Source organism: Campylobacter concisus UNSWCS, assembly GCF_000466685.1.
Taxonomy (GTDB): Bacteria; Campylobacterota; Campylobacteria; order Campylobacterales; family Campylobacteraceae; genus Campylobacter_A; species Campylobacter_A concisus_A.
The window spans coordinates 1-2,028 of sequence record NZ_ANNG01000105.1 but is presented as its reverse complement, the minus strand read 5'-3'; the positions used below and the strand labels follow the sequence as shown (position 1 = coordinate 2,028).

Below are 2,028 nucleotides of genomic sequence, written 5' to 3'. Positions count from 1 at the left end.
TCCATCGCTATTTTTAAAAAATCCTCATATTCGTCTACGTAAAACTCCATAATTTCATCAAACGAAAAATGAAGCGCGTGTCCTATTATCGCCACGCCCTCGCGAGTGTGGCCTATGCTAAAAAACACGCTACCGCGCTAAGGATAAGCGAGCAGTCTTTGGCTTCTAGCTCCTCAAGCTCCGCTTCGCTCATACAAGTAAGGTTGCTAGCTAGCCTAAAAGTCAAATCAGCCTCGTTGCTTCTGCCTGCGCTCATAGCAAAGCGAAGATCTTTGCCTTTTGGATGCCTGATTTTAACTTCGTTGCCGTCTGATAACGTAACGACGGTGTATTTGATGCCGTCTTGCTCGATGATTTCGTTTTTCTTGCTCATTTTTATTCCTTTGACTTAAAATTTAAGAGCCTTTAAAAAGCCGTTTAATCTATCGGCGCAGCTCTCGTCGCCGATAGAAAATATTTATTATTCGCCCAAATTTGAACGTACTTGCGCCAAATAATCCACACCGCCTATAAGGCATATCATGTTTTCGACGTCTAGTAACGCTACCGGGACTTTGCCTATATTTATATCCAAAAAATGCACGGCTAGTTTAACCGTCACTTCCATCTCTTTTCCGCTTTCAAAGCTTCCCGGGTCTATCTCGGTAATATCGCCCGTCACGGCCATAGAAAAAGGCTCGGGAGCGCCTTTGCCGGATTGAAAGATGCTAGCCTTGAATAAAAAAGGGATTCTATTATTCCAAGTGTTGAGCCCGTATCCCAAATAGGTATTTTTATCAAGTACGCTTAGCTTAAATTCCATTTCCACCGGCTTTATCGTCCCGCTTGCGAAATTGCCACCGAGCGCGCCTTTGGCTTCGATCGTCTCTTGTTCTATCTTTGGTATCGTGAGCGATTTAACTACGCCTAAATATCCTTGACCGTTGATAAAAACGCTTGCTTCTTGAACAACCTGAGGTATCTGTCTTTTTTCCATAACTTTTTTTCGTAAAGTAAGCCTGCTCGTCTTGCTTCGCCTAGCTTCGTTAATCTTAAAATTTTAATGCTCACATACTATATGTATGCTCCGCTTAAAATTTTAAGACTGCCTCGCCATGCTGCGCAATACTTCGCGATTGCCGTTTATGTTCGGTCGCCTACTTTTACTACTTCTCCTTTTCTTTGAATTTATTTGTTTAAATCGTTCATAAGCGTTTCGCCGTATTTATCGACGTAGATAAAATCAAGTGTTAGCTGTTTTACGACGGGATTATTTTGCATGCGGATGTCTAGGTAAAATTTGCCATCCGTGATATTTGCTAGCGTATTTTTCTCGCTCCAAGACAGCTCGTATCCGAGCAATACCTTTGCTCCAACTAGCTGACGAAGGAGCTCGCTAACTGATCTTTTTGCATGATAAAGCTCACTAGCTTTTCTATCGATCGCAAACAGCACTCCCTTTTGGCAAGCTTGCGATATTCGGTCAAATACCCTTACTCTCGCAAGGTCTTTCCATATAGTATCTTGATCGCTAGTCTCTCCGCCCCAAGCCCTAAAGCCGCTTTCTCTAATGATGGTAGAAATTTTTGCTGCTCTGAGCTCATCAGCCGTGCAAGTTTCCCCAAGCTCAAAATCCACGTCTATTTGCGTGCCTGAAACCCCTATCATGACCCTATTTGAGTAGCTGTCGCTATATCCAAACTCGCTTGCGCCATCCGTATGAGCTATCATTCCGGCTATTCTCGCACTTTGTCCTTCATAAACATAAGCGTTCGTTTCATCATCCCAAACCTTGACATTTGGATAAGCGGCAACTAGCCTTCTAGTGCCGAAGTCTCCCATCTTTACTATTGCCGCGGCCGCATCCTGAACTTTCAAATCTACGATACCGGTTGCTTTTAGTCTGGTTGCCATCTTTTCTATCTCGCCCTTAATCGCATCTTCGTGGCTATATTCGGGCGCTACGATTAGATTAGGGTTATATCCGAAGCGTGATTTAGCTTTAGCAAACTCTGTAACGGCACTTTTGCACTCCGTGATCTCATCGTT

Annotated in this window: 3 protein-coding genes; all 3 read right to left on the bottom strand. The window is 43.6% G+C overall.

Translation table 11 applies throughout. The features are described from left to right. Positions 1-112 precede the first annotated feature (112 nt). The gene (locus tag UNSWCS_RS11005; protein ID WP_021088544.1) at positions 113-373 is read right to left on the bottom strand and encodes a phage tail assembly protein; all 261 of its coding nucleotides are present in this window, start codon (positions 371-373) and stop codon (positions 113-115) included. Positions 374-460: 87 nt separating this feature from the next. Then, positions 461-976 carry a phage major tail tube protein gene (locus UNSWCS_RS11000; protein WP_021088545.1) on the bottom strand — a complete coding sequence of 172 codons (516 nt, stop codon included), beginning with the start codon at positions 974-976 and terminating at the stop codon, positions 461-463. Positions 977-1,167: 191 nt separating this feature from the next. Further along, on the bottom strand, positions 1,168-2,028 hold an 861-nt coding region (locus UNSWCS_RS10995; RefSeq protein ID WP_035144137.1), incomplete at its 5' end, for a phage tail sheath family protein.

What these genes read in the sequence shown, in the direction of transcription:
- UNSWCS_RS11005 (WP_021088544.1), bottom strand. Translation starts at nt 373, where the DNA reads ATGAGCAAGAAAAACGAAATCATCGAGCAAGACGGCATCAAATACACC.
- UNSWCS_RS11000 (WP_021088545.1), bottom strand. Translation starts at nt 976, where the DNA reads ATGGAAAAAAGACAGATACCTCAGGTTGTTCAAGAAGCAAGCGTTTTT.